Source organism: Rhodococcus cerastii (assembly GCF_033042195.1).
Lineage (GTDB): Bacteria > Actinomycetota > Actinomycetes > Mycobacteriales > Mycobacteriaceae > Rhodococcoides.
Genome location: NZ_JAWLKF010000004.1, coordinates 91,191 through 106,780 on the forward strand (window position 1 = coordinate 91,191; position 15,590 = coordinate 106,780).

Here is a 15,590-nt window from a genome sequence, read left to right on the forward strand (position 1 = left end):
CCCGGGGGTCAGCGCAGAACGTCCGTCCCGACGAAGGGCACCAGCGCCTCGGGGACGCGGACGGTGCCGTCGGCCTGCTGGTGGTTTTCGAGGATCGCGACGATCCAGCGGGTGGTGGCGAGGGTTCCGTTGAGGGTCGCCGCGGTCTGGGGCTTGCCGTTCTCGTCGCGGTAGCGCACGCCGAGGCGTCGGGCCTGGAAGGTCGTGCAGTTCGAGGTCGAGGTCAGCTCGCGATAGGCCTTCTGGGTGGGAACCCATGCCTCGCAATCGAATTTGCGAGCGGCCGAGGAGCCGAGGTCGCCGCCTGCGGTGTCGATGACGCGGTAGGGCAACTCGACGGCTGCGAGCATTTCCTTCTCGTACTCCAGCAGCTTCTGGTGTTCGGCGGCTGCGTCCTCGGGCTTGATGTAGGAGAACATCTCGATCTTGTCGAACTGGTGGACTCGGATGATGCCGCGGGTGTCCTTGCCGTAGCTGCCCGCTTCGCGGCGGAAGCACGACGACCATCCGGCGTACCGCTTGGGGCCGTCGGCGAGGTCGATGATCTCGCCCGAGTGGTAGCCCGCGAGGGCGACTTCCGAGGTTCCGACGAGGTAGAGATCGTCGGCTTCGAGGCGATAGATCTCGTCTGCGTGTGCGCCGAGGAAACCGGTTCCCGACATGATCTCCGGCCGCACCAGCACCGGCGGGATCATCATGGTGAAACCGTTCTTGACGGCCTTCTGCGCGGCGAGCTGGAGCAATCCCTGCTGCAGCAAAGCGCCGTAGCCGGTCATGAAATAGAAGCGCGAGCCCGAGACCTTGGCTCCGCGTTCCATGTCGATCAGGTTCAGCGACTCACCGAGCTCGAGGTGATCCTTGGGCTCGAAATCGAACTCCGGGATCTGCCCGACGGTCTCGAGCAGCACGAAGTCGTCCTCGCCGCCTGCGGGCGTGCCGTCCTGAACGATGTTGGAGATCGCGCGGTGGGCGGTGTCGAGAGCCGCGTCGGCCTCGGCTTCGGCAGCTTGGGCCGCCTTCACTTTGGCAGCCAGCTCCGATGCTCCGGCGAGCAGACCCGGACGGTCCTCGGCGGAAGCCTTACCGACCTGCTTTCCCAACGCCTTCTGCTCGGCACGCAGCTGATCGCCGGCCAGAACCGCGGCCCGGCGGGATGCGTCGGCATCGAGAAGTGCGTCGACGAGAGCGGGGTCCTCGCCTCGGGTGCGCTGCGAGGCACGCACGGCATCGGGGTTTTCGCGAAGGAATTTCAGGTCGATCACGAGAGGGAACCTTACTTGCCGAGCAACCCCAGGTAGTCCTCGCGTCCGAACATCGTGGCGGCATCGATTGCCGACGGGTGGCCGCCGTGCGGATCGGCTCCACCGTCGACGAGCACGCGCACCACGTCGTCCTCACCTTTGAAGACCGCGCCCGCAAGTGGGGTCTGCCCCTTGTCGTTGGGCTTGTTCACATCGGCACCGCGCTCGACCAGCACCCGCACTGCGTCGGCGTGCCCGTGGTAGGCGGCGAGCATGACCAGCGTGTCGCCCGATTCGTTGTGCAGATTCACCGGAACACCGGCGTCGACGTAACTCGCCAGAGCGGCCGCGTCACCGGTGCGGGCCATCGCGAACAGTCGGCCGGCGAGCTCGCTGAGGTCGTCGTCACCTGTTGGGTCGCTCATGAGGACCGAACATACTCGGGCATGATGGAGGGCGATGTCCGGATACGAAACAGACTCCCCGCCGAGCGAGAAGTCTCGGCGAACACTGTCTGCAACCACAGCTCGACGTGGGCTCGCCATGGTTGCGGTCGGTGCGGTGCTGGCCGCGGGGGCGACGGTTTTTCTTTCCGACGGGTTCTCGACGCCCGAGAAGATCACCACCCATGCGACGGCCAGTGGGCCCGCGACCGATGGGCCCGTTTCGGCGTCCTCCTTCGGTGCTGCCGATCCGGGCGCATGCCTGCAGTGGACGCCCACCGACGATCCGGAGACGGACCGACAGGATCTCGCCGAAGTATCGTGCGCCGATCCCCACCGCTTCGAGGTGGCTCGCGACATCGACATGAGCGTCTACCCGGGCGTCGAATTCGGACCGGGCTCGCCGTATCCCGGATCCATCCGGTTCAGCGAATTGCGCGACGAACACTGCGCGGCAGCCGTCGACGACTACGTCGGAGCCAAGTTCGATCCCAACGGGCGCTTCGGCGTCGGGCTGATGTTCCCCAGCCAGGCCGGGTGGGCCAAGGGTGAGCGGACGCTGCGCTGCGGGGTGCAGATGCCGTCGAACACCGGTGCGCTGATGGAGATGACCGGCTCGATTCTCGACCAGGACCAGTCGAAGGTCTGGCCCACCGGCACCTGCGTCGGCATCAACCAGAACGTGCCTGCCGATCCGGTGGACTGCGCCGCTCCGCACGCGTACGAGGTGGCGTCGGTGATCAACCTGACGCAGCAGTTCCCCGGCGGGCACCCGTCGGAGGGCGACCAGGATGCGTACCTCGAGCGGACGTGCACCGACGCGGTCAACGGCTACCTCGGCTCGGACACCGCGTTGCGCGACAAGACGCTGACCCTGTTCTGGGACACGATCGATGTCGCGAGTTGGCTGGCCGGAAGTCGCCAGGTGACGTGCTCGGTGGGTGCCGAACTCGATTCCGGCGGTTTCGCGACCATCGTCGGCACCGCCAAGGGCGACATCCTCATCAACGGTGCAGCCCCCGTCCCGCCGCCCTCCGCTCCCGACGGCCGCGCACTGCCGACACCGCTGCCCGGTGCCGCACCGATCACCACCGGAGGGTGACATTCCCACGCACATGACGCGCGTCGACTTCGAGGAAGCAGTGTCCGACGCCCTCGACACTCTGCCGCGTGAGCTCACCGACTTCATGAACAACGTGGTCGTTCTCGTCGAGGAAGAGCACCCGACCGAGGACATCCTCGGACTGTACGAGGGCATCGCACTGACCGAGCGCTACGAATACAGCGGCCACCTACCGGACGTCATCACGATCTACCGCAAACCGATCCTCGAAATGGTCGACGACGAACACGAGGCGCGACGGGAAATTGCGATCACCGTCGCCCACGAAATCGGACATCACTTCGGCATCGACGACGAGCGACTGCATCAACTCGGATTCGGCTGACAGCACTCACTCGTCGCCCGCCCGCTCACCCCGAACGCACCCCCAGGTTGGGATGAATGTGGGTTTCAGTCACTCAGATGGCCTGAATGGCGCATTCATCCCAACGTGGGGGCCGAAGCGAACGCCGGGCTACGCCGCGACTGTCTCTCGGCGAGTGGATCGAGCAGCGCGATCGGTGAGTAATGCGAATCCCAATCCCAAGGCCAGCCACAGGGTTGCCTGGGTGGCCAGGGACGACAGTCGGAATTCCCACAGCAGGGTTGCCGGGAAGTCCGCGCCCACCTCGTTGACGGTGGGCAGCAGCGCGTAGCCGACGCCGACCACAACCAGGAACGCCAGCAACGGCGCTCCGACGCGAATCGCCACCGAATGCTGCGATGCCACCGCCTTCGCCGCGTAGACGGCCAATGCGACCGCCAGCAGACCCAGAATCACCGACGCCAACCACAGCCAAGTGCGTTGGGTGATGGTCTCGGGATCGCCGACGGCCGGTGGGTTGGCCGGATACTTGAAGAAGGGCACCGCTTCGATGGCCAACCATCCGGCACCGGCTCCGACGAGCGCGAGAATCGAGCCCGGCAGTGCGGTGAAGCGTCGCCCGTAGTGCAGCGCCGAGGCGAAGATCGCGCCGAGCGCCAGGCCGGCGAGTCCGGTGGCGAGGAACAGTCCGACGCGTTGTCCGTCTCGACTGACCAGTGCGTCCTCGCCGTGGGAGTGCGCGGCCGCATCGGCGTCGGCGTGATGAGCGTCGGCTCCGGCCGCTTCCTCGATGGCGATGGCCGAGTCGATGTGCGGTTCACCGACGACGTAGGCGACTGCTCCGGCGAGCAGGCCTGCGAGAAGTCCGGCGAGCAGACCTCGCACCAGTAGTTGGACGAATGTGCCCTGCAGCGTCGGGCCGTGGATGTCGGTCAGTGGCATGGCAGGCCCAGCAGGTGGCGGCCGTCGTGCATCAACTCGTGCATGTACATGCCACTGCGGGAGATCGCGCCCTGATCGAAACCGACGAGGTAGAGCACGACGAAAGCGAGCAGAATCGTTGCGGCGACGATGACGGCAAGAGCAGCCGACTCCGTCGTATTACTGGGTGCGTGAATGATTGCCATGGTGTCCTCCTGGGATTGTGCGTCCCGTAGTCCCCGCTCGAAAACGGGGACGGCCATGCGATGAACGAGTTTTCTGACTCTCGAATTCGGGCATTTCGCCGACGTCGATCACAGTGGCGCAACCGCTCCGGATTTTCACCGGATTACCTGCGTACATCGCGTATTACCAGCGAACTGTGGCATCGCTCCGGACTCTGTGTCAATCGCTGTCCCGACCGACTGCAGCTCGATGCCACAAAGCTGCGGTGCCACAATGACGCAGTGCCCGCTCCCGTGACCCGACTGATGTTGGTCGCTCACGCGCGAACCGACGCCATGCGCACCGGCCGGTTTCCCGGCGACGAACCACTCGACGACGCGGGCCTGCGCGATCTCGAGGCGGTAACCGACCTTCCCCGCGCCGACCGCGTCCTGTCCGGCCCGGAAACCCGCTCGATCTCCACCGCGCAGGTGTTCGGAACAGAGATCTCCGTCGAGCCCGCGTTGGCCGACATCGACTACGGCCGGTGGTCCGGTCTCGAGATGACCGACCTGCCCGACGCCGACGCGATGGCCTGGCTGAGCGATCCGGCGTTCGTTCCTCCGGGCGGAGAATCCCTCGACGCGTTGTTCTCTCGCGTCGAGAAGTGGCTGAGCGCTGTTGGATCGACGCCGGGCCGCACTCTGGCGGTGACCTCTCCTGCCGTCGTCCGAGCCGTGGTGGTGCTGGTGTTGGACGCCCCGATCCGCTCGTTTTGGCGAATCGACGTTTCCCCGCTGACGCGCACGTCCGTCAGCCATCGGGGCGGCGTCTGGACTGTCGGCGCGGTGGCCCAGAAGTTCGTCTGAATTTTTCTCGCGCGGAGGGAACCGAACCGAACACGGCGGCGTCTTACCTACCGACAGCGCAAAGTTCTTCGATCAGGGAGCGTGGCTCATGACCGTCATCAAGGTGGATCCGGTGGCCCTACAGCTTGCTGCCTCCGAACTCGATGCGGTCGCCGCTCGCTTGCAGGCGGCTGTCACTGCAACGGCAATCCCCGTGCGGCCACTGCCGCCCGGTACCGACGAGGTCTCGCTGCTCACCGAACGGTTCTTCGGCACCGCGGCCGATACCTTCGGACCTGCTGCAGCGCAGGGCATTTCGGAGTTGCACCGGGCGGCCGAGGAACTACGGAAACAAGCCGCGGACTACGTGGCCACCGACGACGACACGGCCGGGGGGCTGCCCGGTCTACCCGGAATCTGACGCACCGAACTCGACCGCAACAGAAAATTCGACACAACGCTCGAACATCATGGGGGCCAGAGGATGACGCTCGGAGTGACAGGTGTGGTGTGGCTGCCACGCACGGCGACGGGAAACTCGACGCGATTGCTCGGGCCGGGACCGGTGCCGTTGCACGTCGCCGGCGGCGCGTGGGGTTCGGTCGCTGCGGCGTTCACCGAGGCATCGGCGAGCATTGCGGCTGTCACCGCGGCTCTGACCGCAGGCTGGGAGGGCGAGTCGGCACTGCTGGCTCAGGCTGCGCTCGGCCGTTTCGCGACCTGGACCGCCGCCACGGCAGTCAAGGCGGCGGCGCTCTCGGTCGAGGCCCCGGCCGCAGGAACCTCGTACGGTGTCGCGTTGGCGACCATGCCCTCGCTCGTGGAAATCGGAGCCGTTCAGGCCGCCAAGGTCACCGCCGCCTCGACGGGCGGCGTGATGAACGGCAGCTACGAGGCTGCCGAGGTGGCCGATCGACTGCTCGACATCCGAGCTGCGATGGTGATGGAGGGCTTCGAGCTGGTCTCCTCGCACCGCATCGTCAAGACCACGTTCGATCAGCCGCCGGCCATCGTCTCCGATTCCGGGAGCGGCCTCGGCAAGTTCGCGAACGGAGCGCTGATGACGTCTCCGGTCCAGGCCGCGATCGGCGGATTGATGGCCGCGACCCAGAACCCCGGCGTGGCAGCGGCGGCCGGTCAGATCGGTAGTGCTGCCACCTCCATCGCCAGCACCGGCGTCTCGACCGTCGCCACCGCTGCGTCCACCATCGGGTCGAGTGCGTTGTCCGGTGGATCGGGAGCGAGCGGCGGGAACGGTTTCGCACCCGGTGGTTCGGCATCTCTCGCTGTCGGTCCGGCGTCCACGCGTCCGGTGTCGTTCGGCGGCGGGGCAGGTGGAGCAGCCGGGCCCGGTGGCATCGGCGGCGGCGTCGGAATGCCCGGTTCGGCGTTGGGTCCCGCCGGTGGTGGCTCGATGCAGGCCGGTGCAGGCCTAAGCGGTCCGTCCGCGTTCGGCGCAACCACCTCGGCCGATGCCGGCCTCGCTCAGCGCGGAACGGGCGCGGCAGGCGCTCCTGCCTCCGGCCCGCGCGGGCAGGCCGAGGACGACGAACACGAGACCCCGGACTACCTCAAGCAATTCGAGCACTTCTCCGACGGTCGGACCGTGGCACCGTCCGTCATCGGCGCGGACCCGACCCTGCCGCACACGGATACCAGCGGGAACGGCCGTTGATCGACTTGGGAACCGTGCCGGTGGGCCACACACTGCCGATCGCCGCACTCGGTGTGGACGAGATGGATTTCCTGGTCGACGAACTGTCGATCGCCGAACTACCCGTGGTCCTGGACGTGTTCCCGCGCTTCGACGACGTCGGTGCCCGAGATCGTGCGCTCGAGCACGGGCGCAGCGCACTGAACAACGCCGGCCTGATCACCGAGGGCCGCGTCCACGAGGATCTCGAGCAGTGGCTGCGGGTTCTCGAACAACCTCACTGGTACGTCTCGGCTCGTGTCTTCGACGTCGAGAACCCAGAGCCCGTTCCGACCATTCGCATCTGCGTTGCATCCGACGATCGGATCGCGGTGTCGGCGGTGCGGCGAGACGACGTGGTCACCATCCGCGCCGTCCACGGTGATCCGGCCCGGGACCTCGCGTCGGCGATCGGCTCGGCCGCGTCGTTCGACCCGGGCAGCATCAACGCGCCGACCGATCTGCTGGCCGAAGCACTCGACGCGGCACCGACCGACGTCGGAGCAACCGCGTCTCGGCTGCGCGGTATCGGCGTAGCGCACGAGCGCGCCGTGGCTCTGGCGTCGGCGATGGCCACCTGCGCCGGCAGAACCGAGATCACCGTCGTCGCCCGTAGGCACGGCACCCGTCACATGGCCGGGAGACCCGTGGCCCTGTTCGACACCAGAGCCGGACGCATTCTCGCCACCTCGACCCTCGCCGCCGACGGCACTTCGTGGAGCTCACTGACCGGGGCAACGGATCGCAGAGTGACCGCTGCCCTGACCGAGCTGATCGCATCGGCCGGTGAGCATCTGCGCTAGCTGATCGGGTTGTCCGCCTTGTTGCTGCCCTTGCCCTCGAACGGCGGCAGGAACGTGCCCCACCTGGTGCAGGACCATCCACCGTCGGGCAGTGGCAGCAGCTCGACGGTGTGCGTGTTGTCGAGGTGGTTGTCGGCCGCGAACGTGCCCTCGACACCTGCCAGTACCGCCGCAACCAGTCGGATTGCGGCACCGTGACTGACGACAACGACGTCGCCCGCTGTCTCGTCACTCAGATACTGCGCGCGGAGGCCGTCGAGCACCGGGACGTAACGCTCCAACACCGAATGTCCGCTGTCGCCGCCGGGCACGGTCGCCGCCAGATCTCCGGCGTGCCAGCGACTGAAGATATCGGTGAACTGCCGGTGCGCATCCGCATCGTCGCGGTCCTCCAGATCTCCGGCGAAGGTCTCCTGAACTCCCTCGGTCACTACCAAGGGAACCCCGGTCGCTCGTTCGATGTAACCCGCAGTCTGCTTGGCACGCAACGCAACCGAGGACACCAGCACCGCGGGCGGGCGTCCGATCCAGGTCTGCGCATACGCGTCGGCCTGCTGGTGCCCCAGCTCGGTGAGCTCGGCTCCCGGCGGCGAGGTGTCCAGTATCTTCGCGACGTTCGCTGTCGTCTGACCGTGCCGAACCAGAATCAATTTGCCCATCACAGATCACCGCGTCCGGCACGAATGTCTGCGACCCACTGCACGTGTTCGTCGATCGGCGGCGGCACCGAACCGCCCGTTCCTGTTGCGGTGGGCCAGGATCCGAGGAACCGGAGGGGCATCTTGCGGTGGAATGCGGCCAACATCTCCGCGACGAGCGGGTCGTCGATGTGCCCGGCGCAGTCGATGAAGAACCTGTACGTTCCGAATCGCGAACGGGTGGGCCGTGATTCGATGAAGGTCAGGTCGATGTTGCGAATTCCGAACTCGGCCAACGCTGCCGGCAGCGTGCCCGGATCGTTCGGCGGCTCGAGGACCACCGACGTTCGGTCTGCACCGGTGCGCGCAGGCACCGACTGCGGCGCCGTCACCAGCACGAAACGAGTCCGCGCGCCCTCCACGTCGATGACCCCGTCGGCCAACTGCGACAACTTCAAGCGCTCACCGGCGAGCCGCGTCGACACCGCAGCATCGACCATTCCGGCTGCAACGTCTTCTGCTGCACCGGCATTGGACGACGCGGACTGCACCACGGCGTCGGGCATGGCGGTCTGCAGCCACTGGCGCACCTGATTGAGCGCGATCGGATACGCGCTGATCGTGCGGGCCGAGTCGAGGGTGACGCCGGGACCACCGAGAATGGTGAAGGCCACCTCGATCTCCGTCTCGGCGACGATCTGCAGCCGGCGGCCCTCCGACAACGCGTCGAGCGTCGGTGGGACCGCTCCCTCGATGGAGCTTTCGATGGGGACCACGGCGGCGTCGGCCGCGCCCGATCGCACGGCCTCGAGCGCAGCGGGTGGGTTCGACGCCGACACCCGCTCGACCGCGCCGTCCAGACCGACCGCGCCGAAGGTTCCGAGCTTTTCGAACTGCGCCAGCGCCATCTCCGTGAACGTTCCCGATGGGCCGAAGTAAGCGATGCGAGGCACGTCTCGAGGTTACGTTGTGGACGCCTACGAAGCGATCAAACCGACGTCGACGAGCCGGGCGCGGGCGCGGGCGGCGTCGACGATCTCGATTCCGAGCAGCACCTCGCGCACCGCCTCGGCGGCCTCGGGGATGAGAGCTCGCAGTGCGGCGACGTTCGGGGCAGCAAGCGCCGCGGCGATGTCGTCTCCGCGTAGCGACGCCACCGTCGCGGCGAGGATCGCGAGCACCTCGTCGCCGGAGTCGGCGCGGGCGACGAGGCCCACATCTGCATGCGAGACCACGGCGAGTACGTCGGCGATGCGCCGCGGGGTGTCTCCGACGCGGATGCCCGGGGTCCGGTGGGCGAGGACGACGGCCTCCGCGGTCTCGGCCACGTCGATCGCGTCGAACATCGGGAAGACGACCAGCGGCGAGGGCAATCGCAGCCCGAGCGCGTCGGCGAGGTGCTCGGCCGGGGCGTCGACGTCGAACCGGACGGCCTCGTAACCGCAGGTCCTCCCTGCTCGGAGCTCGTCGGGGTCGATGTCGAGGTCCACCACGATGCGTCCGTGGTCGTCCGAGTCGGACAGCGTGAGCAGGGTCGATGCCCGGACGACGGGCGGTCCGTACTCGGCTCCACGCGGAGCTGCGGCCAGCGAGGATGCGTCGGCGCATATCGGCTGCAGCAGCTCGTGGACGAGCGCGTTCGGGTCGGGTCGGTGGGGCACACCGAGGGTCAGCGGAATCGGCACGCCTTCACGGTAGACCCGGGACGGTCTTGCGATCCTCGCCACACCACGCTAACTTAGGTTTGCCTCACCTACTCGCCTGACCGATCGCATCGGAGGAGCCCATGCTCGGCGCAACCACCACCACCGGACCGACCACTGCCGAACGTGTACGCAGTGCCTGCATGCGCGCCGAGGGCGCCGCCCTGGCCATCGACGGCAGCGACCCGGTGATCACGTCCCTGCATCATCTGCGACCCAACGGCGAGATGATCCTGGCCGTCCCCACCGACTCCCTCGACGACGCGCACACCTGGCAGTCCTCCCGTGCCGGCATCCCCGCCGTCCTCGAACTCACCGATCACGCGCCGCTCGCGCTGCGTGAACCGGTGCGTTCGCTGGTGTGGCTTCGCGGCGATCTACGCCCGGTCCCGGACTCGCTGATGCGCCCGATGGCCGGAGCGGTGGCCGCCGAACATCCGCATCCCGCTCTCCTCGACGTCGGGCACACCACCTCGCTGATGCGGCTGATCGTCACCTCCGCCGTGGTCGCCGACAGCACCGGAGCCGAGCCGGTCGACGTCGACACGCTGCTGGAAGCCGAACCCGATCCCTTTTGGGAGATGGAGACCAGCTGGCTCGAGCACCTCGACTCCGACCACCCGGACCTGCTCGCCCAATTGGCCCGACGCCTCCCGCCGTCGCTCCGGCAGGGCCGAATCCGGCCGCTCGGCATCGATCGCTACGGCATTCGGCTGCGGATCGAAGGCGAATGCGGCGACAACGACGTCCGGCTGGGGTTCGCCGAGCCCGTCGAGGACGTCCTCTCGCTCAGTCGCGCGCTGCGCGTGCTCGCCGGTTGCCCGTTTCTGAACGGACTACGCGCCCGCGGCTGACGCACGTTCGGAGAAACAGGGCAGACTCGTGCGGTGATCGACTTCAAGAGCTGGTTGACGCCACCGCCGCCCGCGAGCACGGCTCCACCGCCCGATGCCCGCGAACGCACCACGATCAAGGTCGAGATCGCGATCGTCCTTCTGGTCACGTTCGGGCTGAGCGGTATGAGCAGCATCCTCTCGCTCGTCGAGGACGCGCTGCAGACCGCTGCCCTGTCCGATCAGACCGTGGCGCTGAACTCGTCACGGTCGAGTTTCAGCCTGATCGATCTGCTGTTCCAGCTGCTGAGCATCCTGCGTCTGTGCGCCTGGGGCGCACTGGGGTTGTACCTGCTGTGGCGAGCAGATCTGGCACCCCGCGCGATCGGGCTGGCCCGGCCGCGGCTGAAGATCGGCCTCGGTCACGGCGTCGGATTGGCCGCACTGATCGGGCTGCCCGGCCTGGCGCTGTACCTCGTGGGCAACGCCCTCGGATTCAACCTCAACGTCGTTCCCAGCGCCCTCGACGACCACTGGTGGCGCGTCCCGGCACTGATTCTGTACGCGCTGGCCAACTCCGGTGCCGAGGAGATCATCGTCGTGGCGTACCTGATCTCTCGCCTACGCAGACTCGGACTGAGCGAGAACGCGTCCCTGCTGTGCTCGTCGCTGCTGCGCGGCAGCTATCACTTCTACCAGGGCGTGGGCGGTGGGGTCGGAAACTTCCTCATGGGTCTGGTGTTCGGCCGCTACTGGCAGCGCACCGGCAGACTGTGGCCACTGCTGATCGCACACGCTCTTATCGACATCGTGGCCTTCGTCGGGTACGCCCTCCTGCGCGAACATCTGTCGTGGCTCCCGTGAATCGGCACGCGAGGAACCCGGGTGTTTCCGTGGCGACGGTTACAGTCGACCCGTGAACGACGACGATCGCTACGGACGGCACGGCGCGCCGGAACGGCGAACGCCGCCCGACCGATCAGAACGGAGTCGTCACGGTCGGCCGGACCCAGCGCCAGGACCCGCACCGCGCCCGACCGGGGGCCAACCGCCGCGCCAGCCACCGCCTTCTCAACCACCGCCTCGTCGACCACCGCCCGGCCAGCAACCACGAGGCCCGCAACCGCCGAGCCAATCGCGACCACCGCAGCCGCCCCCAGGTCAGGTGCCGCCCGGCCGACAGCAGCCACCCCCACGCGGATATCGTCCCGGCCAGCCGCCACCGGATCGGGGCCCGCGTCAGTACGAACCTGGGCCCCCGCGCCGTCAGGGACCTCCGCCCGAGCGTCCGGCACAGCACCGTCCCCGCCCACAGGGTCCGCCGCCGGAGGGCACCGAGTTCATCCGCCGCGACGGCAGGCCCACTGCCGGTCCGGCGCGCTCGGCCGCCGCACAGCAGGCGTGGTCGCAGGCTCCCGAACCCGGATCGGCGAAGTCCGACACACCCACGCCATCCGAATCGACGCGTCAGTACTCGCGTTCCCAGGACGGTCCACCGGGCCGCACCGGGTACGCCCCGCGGCAGCAACCGGAGCCGTTCACCGAGGAGCGCAGGCAACCGGCAGCACCGGCGCAGCGGGCTCTGCGTCGACCCGAACCCGTTCGGCCGCAACGTGACTCTCGGCCGCCGAAGGTCGCGAAGCCGCGGAAGCGCAGACGCTGGGGTCGACGCTTCCTGATCGTGTTGCTGGTCCTGGTGCTGGGAATCGGCGGCGTCGTCTACTACGTCGACAGCTCGTTGACGCGCGTGGACGCCCTCACCTCGTATCCCGGGCGCATCGGCGACACCCCCGGCACCAACTGGCTTCTCGTCGGGTCGGATTCGCGAGCGGGCCTGACGCCGGAGCAGGAAGCCGCGCTCGCAACCGGCGGCGAGGTGGGCCCGAGCCGCACCGACACGATCATTCTCATCCACATCCCCGAGGGCAGCGGCGCGCCGACGATGGTCAGCCTGCCGCGCGATTCGTACGTGTCGATTCCGGGCAACGGCCAGGACAAGCTCAACGCGGCCTTCGCATTCGGCGGGCCGCCACTGCTGGTCCAGACGGTCGAGGGTGCAACCGGTGTGCACATCGATCACTACGCCGAGATCGGATTCGGCGGCTTCGCCGGTATCGTCGACGCGGTCGGTGGAGTCAACGTGTGCGTGCAGAATGCGATCGACGATCCGTTGGCGGGCATCAACATCGCCGCCGGCTGCCAGGATCTCACCGGAGCCGAGGCGCTCGGATTCGTGCGCTCCCGCGCGACGGCACTGGCCGATATCGACCGGATGAACAATCAGCGGGCGTTCATGTCCGCCCTCTTGGAAAAGGCAACCAGCGCTTCGACTTTCCTCAACCCGTTCAAGTTGTGGCCGTTGGTGTCCGATACCGCGTCGTCGTTGAGCGTCGACGAGGGAGATCACATCTGGAACCTCGCCGCACTCGCCTGGGCGATGCGCAGCGGTCCGGTGACCACGACGGTTCCCGTCGGCGGATTCCAGGACTCCGACGTCGGAAACGTACTGCTGTGGGACGACACTCGCGCTCCGGCGTTCTTCGACGCCATCGCGCAGGATCGCGAAATACCTCCGGAACTGCTGACCGGCGGGCCCTGACGACCCTGAATGTAAGTTGTGGACCATGACATCGCCGTCTGCCCAGCCCGCCGCAACACCCGGTACGTCGTTCCACGATCTGCTGCGCGCCCAGGTGCGGCACGAGTTCACTGCTTCGCAGCAGTACGTCGCGATCGCGGTGTGGTTCGACCGCAACGATCTGCCACAGCTGGCCACGCGTTTCTACGCTCAGTCCGCCGAGGAGCGTCGACACGCCATGATGATGATCCGCTTTCTCATCGACAACCGACTCGAGGTCGATGCGTCGGGCATCGACGACGTGGTGACGGAGTTTCAGTCGGTCGTCGAACCGGTGGAACTGGCGTTGGCCCAGGAGTCGACGGTGACCGAGCAGATCAGCGCGTTGGCACGTGCTGCCCGGGCCGAGGGCGACTACATCGGCGAGCAGTTCACCCACTGGTTCCTCACCGAGCAGGTCGAGGAGGTGGCGGCGATGCAGAGCCTGCTCAACATCGTCCGCCGAGCCGGATCGAACCTGTTCGACATCGAGCAGTACGTCGCTCGCGAGATCGGTTCCACGGTGATCCGCGCCACCAATGCCCCCAAAGAAGCCGGAAGAGCGTAGTTTGCAGCCCTGCTCAGAGCGGACATTTAGGATCGACTGTATTAGGCAACGTTCGCCTCAATAAGGATCGACTTGGATGACAACGCTTCTGACCAGGCATATTGTCCTGAGCATGAGCGTAGACATCAAAGAAACCAGCCACACCAAGTTCCACGCACTTCTCCGCGACCAGATTCGCAACGAGTTCAACGCCTCGCAGCAGTACATCGCCACCGCGGTCTACTTCGCGAATGTCGATCTGCCGCAGCTGGCCAAGCACTTCTATGCGCAGTCGGTCGAAGAGCGCAACCACGCGATGATGATCGTGCAGTACTTCCTCGATCGCGACATCACGGTCGAGCTGACCGGCGTCGACGCGTCGAAGTCCGTCTTCACCGATCCGCGTGAGGCCATCGCCCTGGCGCTGGCACAGGAGGAGACCGTCACCGAGCAGATCATCGCTCTGGCGAGCACCGCACGCGAAGAGGGCGACTACCTCGGCGAGCAGTTCATGCAGTGGTTCCTCAAGGAGCAGGTCGAGGAAGTTGCCAGCATGAAGACGCTGCTCAACATCGCCGATCGTGCGGGCCACAACCTGTTCGACCTCGAGCAGTTCGTCGCCCGTGAGATGAACACCAGCGTGACCGCCGACTCGGGCGCACCCACCGTCGCCGGCGGATCGCTGTAGGTTCGCACCGCAACTCTGCGCGGATGACGCGCTCATACGGGTGGCCACTCGAACGAGGATTCCTTGTTCGAGTGGCCACCCGTTTCGCGTTCTAGCGCAGAGTGAGTTCTAGCGCAGAGTGACCTGGCGGCCGCGTAAGCCGTCACGCGAACGCAACTGCGCCGCCGTGAGCGGAGCGTCGACAGCCAGTGCCTCGCTCAGTTTCTCGCCGAATTCCTTTGTAGGGCCTGCCCATTCGGTGGGATGCATCTCGGGATCGAGATCGAACACCGGCACCAGCAGCCCGTGCGTGCGGAACGAACCGGCGTAGCGCGAACCTTCACCCAGGTTCAGATAACCCGCGGCATGCAGGCGCGCCAACGCGAGCATCACGTCGTCTTCGTTCTCCGGACGAACCCACCGGATGTGTGCCTTGTCGCCTGCATCCACCCACCAGGCCGCGACGACGCCGTCGGCCTCGATCCGCGCGGAGGGCATGATCGCCTGGTTCGCACGTTCCACGGTTGCAGTCACATCGGCTGCGGGAGTGGCACTTTCGGGAATCCACCAGTTGAAGTCCTGATGAACGGTGATCTCGAGCAGCGCGGAGGCGTCGAGCACCTCGGTCAACGCGGGCGTGCTGTCGGTGATCTTCGCGGCTTCGAGCGACTCGCCCGCGGACGCGGTGGACGCCCAGCCGAGCGCGCTACTGATATCTGCCGCAACGTCTTTCGACTGATTCTGCACCTGAAGGCCGACGAATCCCTCGACGGTATCGGCGTCTTCGCGCACCAGTGCCGCGACGGCACCGGGTAGCACCGTGGCCAGCGTGATGGTGCGACCGTCCACGGTGATCGGCGCGGTGGCCGTCGCCGACGGGACGAACTCGCGCAGCGCTACCAGGTCGCATTCGGCGGCGAGGCCCTCGAACGGGCGAGCCGACGCCGATTCGATGCTCGCGCGTTCCGCTTCTCGCTGCGCGAGCTTCGCTGCTCGGTTGCTGTCCTGCTTCGGTCCACTGTTTCTTTTGCTCTTACCCACGCC

At 67.0% G+C, this 15,590-nt stretch carries 19 protein-coding genes; 11 read left to right on the top strand and 8 right to left on the bottom strand.

What is annotated here, in order from left to right; all coding sequences use genetic code 11:
- Window positions 1-8: 8 nt before the first annotated feature.
- Both serS and R3P93_RS09705 read right to left on the bottom strand, forming a co-directional pair.
- Window positions 9-1,262: a serine--tRNA ligase gene (gene serS / locus R3P93_RS09700; RefSeq protein WP_317532921.1), complete on the bottom strand. Its 1,254-nt coding sequence runs from the start codon at window positions 1,260-1,262 to the stop codon at window positions 9-11.
- Between the two features lie 11 nt (window positions 1,263-1,273).
- Window positions 1,274-1,666, bottom strand: a complete 393-nt coding sequence (locus tag R3P93_RS09705; protein WP_121871792.1) for an ankyrin repeat domain-containing protein — start codon at window positions 1,664-1,666, stop codon at window positions 1,274-1,276.
- Between the two features lie 34 nt (window positions 1,667-1,700).
- Between R3P93_RS09705 and R3P93_RS09710 the strand changes: the two genes are divergently transcribed.
- Entirely contained in the window at window positions 1,701-2,786 is a 1,086-nt protein-coding gene (locus R3P93_RS09710) for a septum formation family protein (RefSeq protein ID WP_317532922.1), read from the top strand.
- Window positions 2,787-2,799: 13 nt separating this feature from the next.
- The gene (locus tag R3P93_RS09715) at window positions 2,800-3,132 is read left to right on the top strand and encodes a metallopeptidase family protein (protein WP_300525071.1); all 333 of its coding nucleotides are present in this window, start codon (window positions 2,800-2,802) and stop codon (window positions 3,130-3,132) included.
- A gap of 129 nt (window positions 3,133-3,261) precedes the next feature.
- Here the strand turns inward: R3P93_RS09715 and R3P93_RS09720 are convergent, their stop codons facing one another.
- Together R3P93_RS09720 and R3P93_RS09725 are read right to left on the bottom strand one after the other, a co-directional pair.
- Complete coding sequence (locus tag R3P93_RS09720; RefSeq protein WP_094638529.1) at window positions 3,262-4,053, bottom strand: CbtA family protein; 792 nt, start codon at window positions 4,051-4,053, stop codon at window positions 3,262-3,264.
- Complete coding sequence (locus R3P93_RS09725) at window positions 4,044-4,238, bottom strand: CbtB domain-containing protein (RefSeq protein ID WP_032396459.1); 195 nt, start codon at window positions 4,236-4,238, stop codon at window positions 4,044-4,046. Before R3P93_RS09725 ends, R3P93_RS09720 begins: the two co-directional genes overlap by 10 nt.
- Before the next feature lie 261 nt (window positions 4,239-4,499).
- Between R3P93_RS09725 and R3P93_RS09730 the strand changes: the two genes are divergently transcribed.
- The 4 genes from R3P93_RS09730 (at window position 4,500) to R3P93_RS09745 (ending at window position 7,541) form a co-directional block, all read left to right on the top strand.
- Window positions 4,500-5,066, top strand: coding sequence for a histidine phosphatase family protein (locus R3P93_RS09730; protein WP_179272057.1), 567 nt, complete (start codon window positions 4,500-4,502; stop codon window positions 5,064-5,066).
- Window positions 5,067-5,154: 88 nt separating this feature from the next.
- Window positions 5,155-5,466, top strand: coding sequence for a PE family protein (locus tag R3P93_RS09735; RefSeq protein WP_032381057.1), 312 nt, complete (start codon window positions 5,155-5,157; stop codon window positions 5,464-5,466).
- A gap of 63 nt (window positions 5,467-5,529) precedes the next feature.
- Entirely contained in the window at window positions 5,530-6,720 is a 1,191-nt protein-coding gene (locus R3P93_RS09740) for a PPE domain-containing protein (protein ID WP_317532923.1), read from the top strand.
- Window positions 6,717-7,541, top strand: coding sequence for an ESX secretion-associated protein EspG (locus R3P93_RS09745; RefSeq protein ID WP_317532924.1), 825 nt, complete (start codon window positions 6,717-6,719; stop codon window positions 7,539-7,541). Before R3P93_RS09740 ends, R3P93_RS09745 begins: the two co-directional genes overlap by 4 nt.
- Here the strand turns inward: R3P93_RS09745 and R3P93_RS09750 are convergent.
- From R3P93_RS09750 to R3P93_RS09760, 3 genes are read right to left on the bottom strand one after another with little or no spacing between them, the layout of a single operon-like run.
- Window positions 7,538-8,203, bottom strand: a complete 666-nt coding sequence (locus R3P93_RS09750; RefSeq protein WP_317532925.1) for a histidine phosphatase family protein — start codon at window positions 8,201-8,203, stop codon at window positions 7,538-7,540. The two genes, R3P93_RS09745 and R3P93_RS09750, sit on opposite strands and share 4 nt — an antisense overlap.
- Window positions 8,200-9,132: a prephenate dehydratase gene (pheA, locus tag R3P93_RS09755; RefSeq protein ID WP_269596091.1), complete on the bottom strand. Its 933-nt coding sequence runs from the start codon at window positions 9,130-9,132 to the stop codon at window positions 8,200-8,202. The genes R3P93_RS09750 and pheA overlap by 4 nt, the downstream gene beginning before the upstream one ends.
- A gap of 24 nt (window positions 9,133-9,156) precedes the next feature.
- A complete protein-coding gene (locus R3P93_RS09760; protein ID WP_068045604.1) occupies window positions 9,157-9,864 on the bottom strand; it encodes a hypothetical protein in 708 nt (235 codons plus the stop codon).
- Between the two features lie 101 nt (window positions 9,865-9,965).
- Here R3P93_RS09760 and R3P93_RS09765 point away from each other — a divergent pair, with 101 nt between their 5' ends.
- The 5 genes from R3P93_RS09765 to R3P93_RS09785 all read left to right on the top strand — a co-directional run bounded on the left by R3P93_RS09765 (window position 9,966) and on the right by R3P93_RS09785 (window position 14,567).
- Window positions 9,966-10,736 (top strand): DUF2470 domain-containing protein, encoded by a 771-nt coding sequence (locus R3P93_RS09765; RefSeq protein WP_094638523.1) that lies wholly within the window; start codon window positions 9,966-9,968, stop codon window positions 10,734-10,736.
- Between the two features lie 33 nt (window positions 10,737-10,769).
- The gene (locus R3P93_RS09770; RefSeq protein ID WP_394855277.1) at window positions 10,770-11,579 is read left to right on the top strand and encodes a CPBP family intramembrane glutamic endopeptidase; all 810 of its coding nucleotides are present in this window, start codon (window positions 10,770-10,772) and stop codon (window positions 11,577-11,579) included.
- A 478-nt stretch (window positions 11,580-12,057) separates the two neighbouring features.
- Window positions 12,058-13,314: an LCP family glycopolymer transferase gene (locus tag R3P93_RS09775; protein WP_394855284.1), complete on the top strand. Its 1,257-nt coding sequence runs from the start codon at window positions 12,058-12,060 to the stop codon at window positions 13,312-13,314.
- A 25-nt stretch (window positions 13,315-13,339) separates the two neighbouring features.
- The gene (locus R3P93_RS09780) at window positions 13,340-13,900 is read left to right on the top strand and encodes a ferritin (protein ID WP_094638522.1); all 561 of its coding nucleotides are present in this window, start codon (window positions 13,340-13,342) and stop codon (window positions 13,898-13,900) included.
- 112 nt (window positions 13,901-14,012) lie between these two features.
- Entirely contained in the window at window positions 14,013-14,567 is a 555-nt protein-coding gene (locus R3P93_RS09785) for a ferritin (RefSeq protein ID WP_032396487.1), read from the top strand.
- A 108-nt stretch (window positions 14,568-14,675) separates the two neighbouring features.
- Here R3P93_RS09785 and R3P93_RS09790 read toward each other — a convergent pair whose 3' ends face one another.
- The gene (locus R3P93_RS09790; protein WP_317532927.1) at window positions 14,676-15,587 is read right to left on the bottom strand and encodes a DUF5926 family protein; all 912 of its coding nucleotides are present in this window, start codon (window positions 15,585-15,587) and stop codon (window positions 14,676-14,678) included.
- Window positions 15,588-15,590 lie beyond the last annotated feature (3 nt).

What these genes read in the sequence shown, in the direction of transcription:
- R3P93_RS09715 (WP_300525071.1), top strand. Translation starts at nt 2,800, where the DNA reads ATGACGCGCGTCGACTTCGAGGAAGCAGTGTCCGACGCCCTCGACACT.
- R3P93_RS09740 (WP_317532923.1), top strand. Translation starts at nt 5,530, where the DNA reads ATGACGCTCGGAGTGACAGGTGTGGTGTGGCTGCCACGCACGGCGACG.
- R3P93_RS09780 (WP_094638522.1), top strand. Translation starts at nt 13,340, where the DNA reads ATGACATCGCCGTCTGCCCAGCCCGCCGCAACACCCGGTACGTCGTTC.
- R3P93_RS09735 (WP_032381057.1), top strand. Translation starts at nt 5,155, where the DNA reads ATGACCGTCATCAAGGTGGATCCGGTGGCCCTACAGCTTGCTGCCTCC.
- R3P93_RS09785 (WP_032396487.1), top strand. Translation starts at nt 14,013, where the DNA reads ATGAGCGTAGACATCAAAGAAACCAGCCACACCAAGTTCCACGCACTT.
- R3P93_RS09705 (WP_121871792.1), bottom strand. Translation starts at nt 1,666, where the DNA reads ATGAGCGACCCAACAGGTGACGACGACCTCAGCGAGCTCGCCGGCCGA.
- R3P93_RS09725 (WP_032396459.1), bottom strand. Translation starts at nt 4,238, where the DNA reads ATGGCAATCATTCACGCACCCAGTAATACGACGGAGTCGGCTGCTCTT.
- R3P93_RS09710 (WP_317532922.1), top strand. Translation starts at nt 1,701, where the DNA reads ATGTCCGGATACGAAACAGACTCCCCGCCGAGCGAGAAGTCTCGGCGA.
- R3P93_RS09720 (WP_094638529.1), bottom strand. Translation starts at nt 4,053, where the DNA reads ATGCCACTGACCGACATCCACGGCCCGACGCTGCAGGGCACATTCGTC.
- R3P93_RS09765 (WP_094638523.1), top strand. Translation starts at nt 9,966, where the DNA reads ATGCTCGGCGCAACCACCACCACCGGACCGACCACTGCCGAACGTGTA.